Source organism: uncultured Cyclobacterium sp., from assembly GCF_963976465.1.
Classification (GTDB): Bacteria; Bacteroidota; Bacteroidia; order Cytophagales; family Cyclobacteriaceae; genus Cyclobacterium.
Genome location: NZ_CAXBOC010000268.1, coordinates 1 through 7,584 on the forward strand (window position 1 = coordinate 1; position 7,584 = coordinate 7,584).

The 7,584-nt window shown below is 37.7% G+C and carries 5 protein-coding genes and 1 pseudogene; 4 read left to right on the top strand and 2 right to left on the bottom strand.

Annotation, left to right across the window (positions count from 1 at the left end):
- Positions 1 to 220: 220 nt before the first annotated feature.
- The gene (locus AAC037_RS14920) at positions 221 to 1,327 is read right to left on the bottom strand and encodes a glycerate kinase (RefSeq protein WP_339903732.1); all 1,107 of its coding nucleotides are present in this window, start codon (positions 1,325 to 1,327) and stop codon (positions 221 to 223) included.
- Positions 1,324 to 2,682: an alanine/glycine:cation symporter family protein gene (locus AAC037_RS14925; protein WP_339903733.1), complete on the bottom strand. Its 1,359-nt coding sequence runs from the start codon at positions 2,680 to 2,682 to the stop codon at positions 1,324 to 1,326. Before AAC037_RS14925 ends, AAC037_RS14920 begins: the two co-directional genes overlap by 4 nt.
- 334 nt (positions 2,683 to 3,016) lie before the next feature.
- Between AAC037_RS14925 and proB the strand changes: the two genes are divergently transcribed.
- The 4 genes and pseudogenes from proB to AAC037_RS14945 all read left to right on the top strand — a co-directional run.
- On the top strand, positions 3,017 to 4,102 hold the full coding sequence (gene proB / locus AAC037_RS14930; RefSeq protein ID WP_339903736.1) for a glutamate 5-kinase: 1,086 nt from the start codon (positions 3,017 to 3,019) through the stop codon (positions 4,100 to 4,102).
- 29 nt (positions 4,103 to 4,131) lie between these two features.
- Positions 4,132 to 5,382 (top strand): glutamate-5-semialdehyde dehydrogenase, encoded by a 1,251-nt coding sequence (locus AAC037_RS14935; RefSeq protein ID WP_339903734.1) that lies wholly within the window; start codon positions 4,132 to 4,134, stop codon positions 5,380 to 5,382.
- A gap of 590 nt (positions 5,383 to 5,972) precedes the next feature.
- Entirely contained in the window at positions 5,973 to 6,644 is a 672-nt protein-coding gene (locus AAC037_RS14940) for a class I SAM-dependent methyltransferase (RefSeq protein WP_339903735.1), read from the top strand.
- 380 nt (positions 6,645 to 7,024) lie between these two features.
- Positions 7,025 to 7,584: pseudogene (locus AAC037_RS14945) on the top strand (hypothetical protein); the annotation flags it as partial.

A 7,584-nucleotide genomic window follows, 5' to 3' on the forward strand; every position in this document is an offset into this window, starting at 1 on the left:
TATCCCCGAAATAAGTAATAAGCTGTTAATTTTCATAGTAAAAAAAGTCAATAAAACTCGAATCAAGTCATACAAATATACTAATAAAAAAAGTCTTTTTTCTACTTAATTAATCAGTAAAATAAAAAAATAGCAAATAATATTTTTCACAATTTAATTTATGGCCTTCAAATAGTAAAAAAGTCTTTTTATAAAATTATAATTATAAAAAAAAAAAATCTTAAAACCCTTTTTCCTCCAGCTTATTGTCCAAAGACAATGTCAAATTAGTCGCTGCCCGTTTAGGAACCTCTGGAAGGCTAAAATCCAAATCTGCCACCTTAATCACTTCATCAAATCCTGCCTTCTCTGCTCCATTTCCGGAAGTAATCAACCACACCTTTTTTCCTTGTCGACGGGCCAATTGAAGCAATTCATAACTTCCTTTGCCATCGGCAGACTGGTTGTCATACCTACCTTCCCCGGTAATTATCACATCTGCTGCTGCAATCTTTTGAGTCATTTCAATTTTCTCAAAGAAAAAATGGGCTCCTTGTGCCATCTTGGTAGGAAAAAAAGCACTTAAGCCAAGCGCTATACCTCCTGCTGCACCAAAACAAGCTTGGTCTTGAATTTCACTGCCTTTAGCTTTTTCAAAAAGTTGATAAACATTTTTTGCTGCCTCCACCAACATCGGTTGGGCTTCAGGTTTTATGCCTTTTTGAGGTCCGAACACCGGAATTGCACCTCTGTCACCAAAGAAAGGATTACTCACATCACAAAGGCATGTAAATGACAATTCAGGAAGTCTTTCTTTGATTTGTATAGCTGCGATTTTAGTTAAAAAGTTAGGACTAAAAAGGTCCAATTTATCCCCATGCTTGTCTAGAAATTGAACTCCTAAAGCAGCTAAAATTCCTGTTCCCATATCCACTGTCGCACTTCCTCCCAAGCCCAAAATGATATTTTTCGCTCCATTATCATAGGCTTTTCTAATCAATTCCCCGGTACCATAGGTACTACACTTCCAAGGATTCAACTCATTTGGCTTTAACCACTTGATCCCTGACACTGTGGAAACATCAAGGTAAGCAGAATCGGTAGCCGACTCGTAGCCATAAAATCCTTTTATAGGTCTTCCAATGGGATCACTGGCTACGGCATAATGCTTAGCCAAACCCAAATGTTGATTCAGGAGATAACAAGTCCCGTCACCACCATCCGCTATAGGGGCTGTTACTATATTGTGGTTTTCGTTCCTTCTTTGAATCAAGTCACGAATTATCTCTGAAGCCTCATCTGCTTCCAGGCTTCCTTTAAAGGCGTTAGGTGCGATCAACCAGTTCATTGCTTGTCCAAAATTTTCATCCTTTTAAAATAATCCTTTGTTGCGGCGATGACTTTCGGGGAAAGGTAAATCGCGGATAGCATGGTGGGGAAGGCCATAATAGCATATACCCCATCCACAAAACTCATGACGACTTTTAAAGAGGTCACCGCCCCTACTACAATGGTTATCAGATAAAAGTAATTGTAATAATCGGCTTTGTCTGCACCAAACAGGTAGTTAAAACACTTGTGCCCATAATAGGAGTAGGTAAACATTGTAGAAAGTGCAAATACCAAAACTGCTACCAGTAATATATATTTTCCTAAACCAGGTAATCCTTTTTCAAAGGCCGAGAGGGTTAGTAAAACACCGTCTTGTTCTCCGGACGTCCAAACTCCGGTTACCATTATCACCAATGCGGTTAAGGTACAAACCACTATAGTATCTATAAATGGCCCCAACATGGCAATCAGTCCTTCTCTTACAGGCTCATTGGTTCTGGAGGCTCCATGCACCATAGGTGCCGTGCCTATGCCGGCTTCATTGGAAAATGCAGCTCTCCTTGCTCCGGTAATAATCACCTGACCAACGGCTCCTCCCAGTACTGCTTTTCCGGAAAAAGCATCTTCGATTATGTGCCATAACATATCAGGAACAGCTCCCAAATTTTTATATAAAATCACAAATACCCCTAAAAAATACATGGTAACCATAAATGGTACAAGTCGCGAAGCTACCTTTGCTATTCTTTGTATACCCCCCAATATAACGATTGCCACCAATATCATCATAGTAATACCAATGATCCATCGGGTTGATTGACCGTAATCCAGTCCCCATGGCCTAAGCATCACCACTCGCAACACTTCCGTCAGCTGATTGGCCTGAAAAACTGCAAGCAACCCCATAATACCGGCCACACAAAAAATTACGGCTAGAAAGCGCCATTTCTTACCCATTCCTTCTTCAATAACATACATGGGGCCTCCCTGAATATGCCCTGATGAATCCTTTCCCCTGTACATGATGGCTAGTGTACAAGTGAAAAACTTTGTAGCCATCCCAACGAAAGCCGAAACCCACATCCAGAAAATAGCGCCTGGTCCTCCAGTACCTATCGCAAGGGCTACCCCACTGATATTTCCTAATCCCACGGTGGCTGCAATGGCTGATGACAAGGCTTGTAATGAGGTAATGTCCCCTGAGGCGTTGGGGTCATCGTATTTGCCACCTACTACTTTCATGGCATGTTTTAACCCCCTAAAAGGTATAAAACCTGAATAAACCAACATAAAAAATCCGCCCCCTGTCAATAATAACAACAAAGGGGTTCCCCATATCCAATTACTAAATGCTATGATATACTCTCCCAAACGTGATATAATTTTTTCTTGATACAATTGCCTTCAACTGCACAAAGTAATCAATAATAATCTAAACCAGAAAAAGGAAGGTAATATTCTAGACTGAGAGGCATTTGAATTTGTAATAGCATGAAATTACCTTCCGCAAAAAAATCTTAACCGTAGCAACCCCCTATAATAACCACTGAATTACTGACATTTGCAGAATCCCCATAAATAAGGCCAGATTAAAAAGTAAATTTTAAGAGGAAAAGACAATTTTAAGCCAATAAATGAATTTTGTTGGCTAGACTATTTAATGAATCTTTCTAATTTTGCACTCATTCTACTATTTCAAATGAAAATGACCCGTAAAAGCAAAACTATCGTTATCAAGATAGGTTCCAATGTACTAACCATGGAAAATGGAAGCCCTGACCTTAATCGCATGGCGGGTTTAGTAGACCAAATGGCCTTCCTTTTAGAAAAGGGTTTAAAGGTGATTTTGGTCTCCTCAGGTGCAGTAGCATTTGGAAGGAAATCGCTTTCTTTAATGCCCAAAACCGATGCAATCTCAAAAAAGCAAGTATGGGCAGCTTATGGACAAATAGAACTCATAGGGCAGTATAAAGAACTCTTTTCAAAGAAAGGACACCCCATTGCCCAACTTATGGTGACAAAGGAAGACTTTAGAGACAGAGCACATTATCTTAATATGAAAAATTGTCTGGATGGCTTATTAAAGAACAATGTGGTGCCGGTAATTAATGAAAATGACGCTGTGGCCATAACGGAATTGATGTTTACAGACAATGATGAATTGGCAGGTTTAGTAGCCGCCATGGTGGATGCTGACAGCTTGCTTTTACTAACCAATGTTGATGGCATCTACAAAGGACACCCATCAGACCCTTCTGCAGAGCTAATCACACATGTTGGCCAGAAAATGCCAAACTTGAGTCAATATATTTCTACCCACAAATCTTCCTTTGGGAGAGGAGGAATGCTTACAAAGATGACCATGGCCAAAAAGTCCGCCAACCTGGGTATTGAGGTACTGATAGCCAATGGCAAGAAAAACGATGTATTAGTTGCCTACTATAACAAAACACTGCAATGCACGTACTTTGAGCCCGGTAAAATCAAGGACAATCATAAAAAATGGATCGCCCATAGTGACAACTATTCCAAAGGAGAAGTTACCATCAATGAAGGTGCTAAAACGGCTCTATTGTCCGACAAAATCACAAGCTTGTTACCCGTTGGTATATCAAAAATAAAAGGAGATTTCTTAAAAGGGGACATCATACGCATCGTTGACCCTTCAGGCATAAGGCTTGGTTTGGGTAAAGCCGAGTACAATGCCATTACCGCCAATGAGAAAATTGGGCTTAGCGGACAAAAACCATTGGTACATTATGATTACCTTTACATTTCTGACTTAAATTAATACCCATTCAGGTATAAAAAATATTTCTTATGACCAATCAGGAAGACCTATTTGTAAAAACTCTGGCCGCAAGCAGAGAGCTTTCTTTGCTATCAGAAGATAAAATTAACAAAATATTAGATGATTTGGCGATGGCAGCCATCAAATACACTCCGGAAATTTTGGATGCCAATCAGGAGGATTTAGACCGAATGAATCCCAATGACCCTAAATATGACAGACTTAAATTAACTGAAGAAAGGTTAGAAGGAATCGCTAGTGACCTTATCAACGTAGCCAAACTGGATTCCCCACTTGAAGAAATAATATCAGAAAAAACCCTGAACAATGGTCTGGTACTTAAAAAAATTAGGGTTCCTATTGGTGTCATTGGCATTATTTATGAATCCAGGCCCAATGTTACTTTCGACGTCTTTAGCTTGTGTCTAAAAACCGGAAATGCTCTTGTTCTCAAAGGAGGATCGGATGCCTATGCATCCAACTCATGTATTGTAAAGGTCATTCATAAAGTCCTCAAAAAAAACAAAGTATCTACTGATATTGTCAGCCTTCTTCCCGCAGGGAGAGAAGCTGCCAAAGCATTATTGCAGGCCGTCGGTTTTGTCGATATGATCATTCCAAGAGGAAGTCAGGGGCTTATCAATTATGTAAGGGAACATTCCAAAGTACCTGTGATAGAGACTGGAGCCGGTATTGTACATACCTATTTTGACCAGTCGGCCAATCTAGAAAAGGGCACTGAAATCATTTGCAATGCTAAAACCAGGAGAGTTAGTGTCTGCAATGCACTCGATTGTTTATTGGTACACCAAAGTCGTATAAGCGACTTGGAAGCAATGACCGTGCCATTGGCAAAGAAAGAGGTGACCATATTTGCAGACCCTCAAGCCTATAAAGAATTGGAAGGGAAATATCCTGAAAACCTTTTGCATCAAGCAAAGCAAGAGCACTTTGGTACAGAGTTTCTTTCCATGAAAATGTCTCTAAAAATTGTCTCTGACACCACAGAAGCCTTGGAACACATCGCTAAGTATAGCAGTAAACACAGTGAAGCGATTATTGCAGAAGATGACCAAACCATCAATCATTTTCTAAAGGCGGTAGATGCCGCAGCTGTATATGCGAATGCTTCCACTGCTTTTACTGATGGAGCTCAATTTGGCCTTGGGGCGGAAATAGGGATAAGCACTCAAAAATTACATGCCAGAGGGCCTATGGCTTTGGAAGAAATGACCTCTTACAAATGGATTATCAAAGGAAAGGGTCAGGTTAGAAATTAATTCCATACAAGGAATATTTATTGCTGCTTGATAAATGAATGGGAATTGAAGGATGTTGTTTATTTCAACGTTCTTTAATTCCTTTTTTTATACGTGAAAAACTACTATTTTTTATCAAGTCATTATATAGGTCAATCTTAAGTATTTATTAAACTTTCTTCATACTTGGGACGCTAAAAATCCGCTTCCAACCAGCTACCAGTAATTTTATTTTAACATTTAAATATACATTCGGGTTTGAAATATATACTTACTTTTCAATTGCTAAGAATTTCCTAAATCTAATACGAATTTATAAAGAGCAATTAGGGTATTTGCGTTAATCTGTGCTTAAATTTCATTAAAAGCTTCTTGGTTAATTTATTTAAAAGAATAAATGGCCTTAATTTTGAGACCGAAAAAGAGGAATAATAAGAAAACCAAATTTAGGGTGATGTTTTAAACTTAAATAAGAAAAATTTAAGTAAGCTGATTTGGCTGCTAATCAATATTAAATGTCAATTTTCTTACTGAGCTTCAGCAAAAGGCATTTTCTCTAGCCCTTTATAACCAAACTTATTAAAACTAATGTGTTTTAATAATTAAAACCTATGATCAAAAATTTTAAAACTTGGGCATTTAGCGATTCGTCTGTTCAAAACTCTTTGGGGAATAATTTTAGTCAAAAACGAATGGCATTATTTAAAAATCAACTTCAAAAGTTACAAAAGCCTATAAAAATACTAGATGTAGGAGGTTATGAAGAATTTTGGGTAAATGCAGGCTTAGCCAATGTTCAAGGTATTCAAATCACCATATTGAATTTAGAGGCGGGAATATCAAATTATACTAACTTTGAAATTGTCAAAGGAGATGGTACAAATTTATCAGCTTACAAAAACAACTCCTTTGATATTGGTTTTTCCAATTCAGTAATTGAACACCTTTACAACAGGGCGCAACAAAAGAAGATGGCAGAGGAAATAGTTAGAGTGGGCCGGTATCATTATGTCCAAACTCCTAACAAATTTTTTATCATAGAACCGCATTATTTACTGCCATATTTCCAGTTTATTCCAAAAAGCATCAGATTTTCTATCCTGACAAAAACTAAATTTAGCAGGTTTAAAAAATGGTCTTCGAACGAGGCTCAACAGTACCTCGATGAAATTCTTTTACTGTCAGGAAAAGATATGAAGGAACTTTTTCCTGACAGTAAGTTAACCAAAGAAAAATTTATGGGAATGACCAAATCTTTCGTCGTTCACAATTTTGAAAATTGATGGGTTAAAGAATTAAAAAGTATAAACCATTGTATTTTTATAGTACTTAATTCTTTTATCCTATATAAACCATTAATTGTTAGAATTTAAAGTGTTGAAATATTTGACTTTCCAAACATACCTTTATATGTTTGTATAAATGCATTTCAAATACATATTTTTGAAACACAGACCAAAATTTGCATTAACACATCGTAATAACCCTTAGTCAAATTAACCGGAGTAAAAAACACTCTACCTGGCTGAGAAAAGAGATTTTCTAAAATTAAACTTTGTTTTGGAGAATTTGGAGGGTGGTTCATCTCAAATTTGAAATACTTTTTCTTTTACAGAATAGCATATAAAGAAGCCAACACAAATAACTCAGAAATATTAAAATTATGGGAAGCAAGGAATTATTGATGGTTAGCAGGGTTATAATGATTTGTTTAGGAGGAATAATTTTAATGGGTTATACCGTCAAAATTGGTGATAAAAGCCCCGCTCCTCCCCTAGGTCCTGCTGTCACCGCCTTGATTTTAGTCAATGCCGATACGGATCAGGATATAGCTATCATAAAAAATAATGATGTATTCAATTTAAAAGAAATAGGTACTTCAAATCTCAACATTAGAGCTGAGGTAGAAGATGGGGCAGAAAGTATAATTTTTGATTACCAAGGAAATACAAATTATAGAACAGAGAATCATCCTGTCTATGCGATTGGAGGAGACATAAGTAATGATTACAATCCCTGGAATCCTGTATTAGGACCTAACACACTTGGGGCCACAGCTTATTCAGGGGACAATGGTTCTGAGCTCGCAGGGCCTTCTCTGACAATAAATTTTGAGGTTATAGAAGAAGAAGTAGAGGAAGAGGTAGAGGAAGAAGAAGAGGTAGAGGAGCTGGTCTACCCAGCTGTAGTTCGAATCAATAGCGGTGGTCCTGAAGTATCTTT

Bases quoted from the DNA above. Each gene is read 5' to 3' on its own strand.
- AAC037_RS14920 (WP_339903732.1), bottom strand. From the start codon at position 1,327: ATGAACTGGTTGATCGCACCTAACGCCTTTAAAGGAAGCCTGGAAGCA.
- proB (WP_339903736.1), top strand. From the start codon at position 3,017: ATGACCCGTAAAAGCAAAACTATCGTTATCAAGATAGGTTCCAATGTA.
- AAC037_RS14935 (WP_339903734.1), top strand. From the start codon at position 4,132: ATGACCAATCAGGAAGACCTATTTGTAAAAACTCTGGCCGCAAGCAGA.
- AAC037_RS14940 (WP_339903735.1), top strand. From the start codon at position 5,973: ATGATCAAAAATTTTAAAACTTGGGCATTTAGCGATTCGTCTGTTCAA.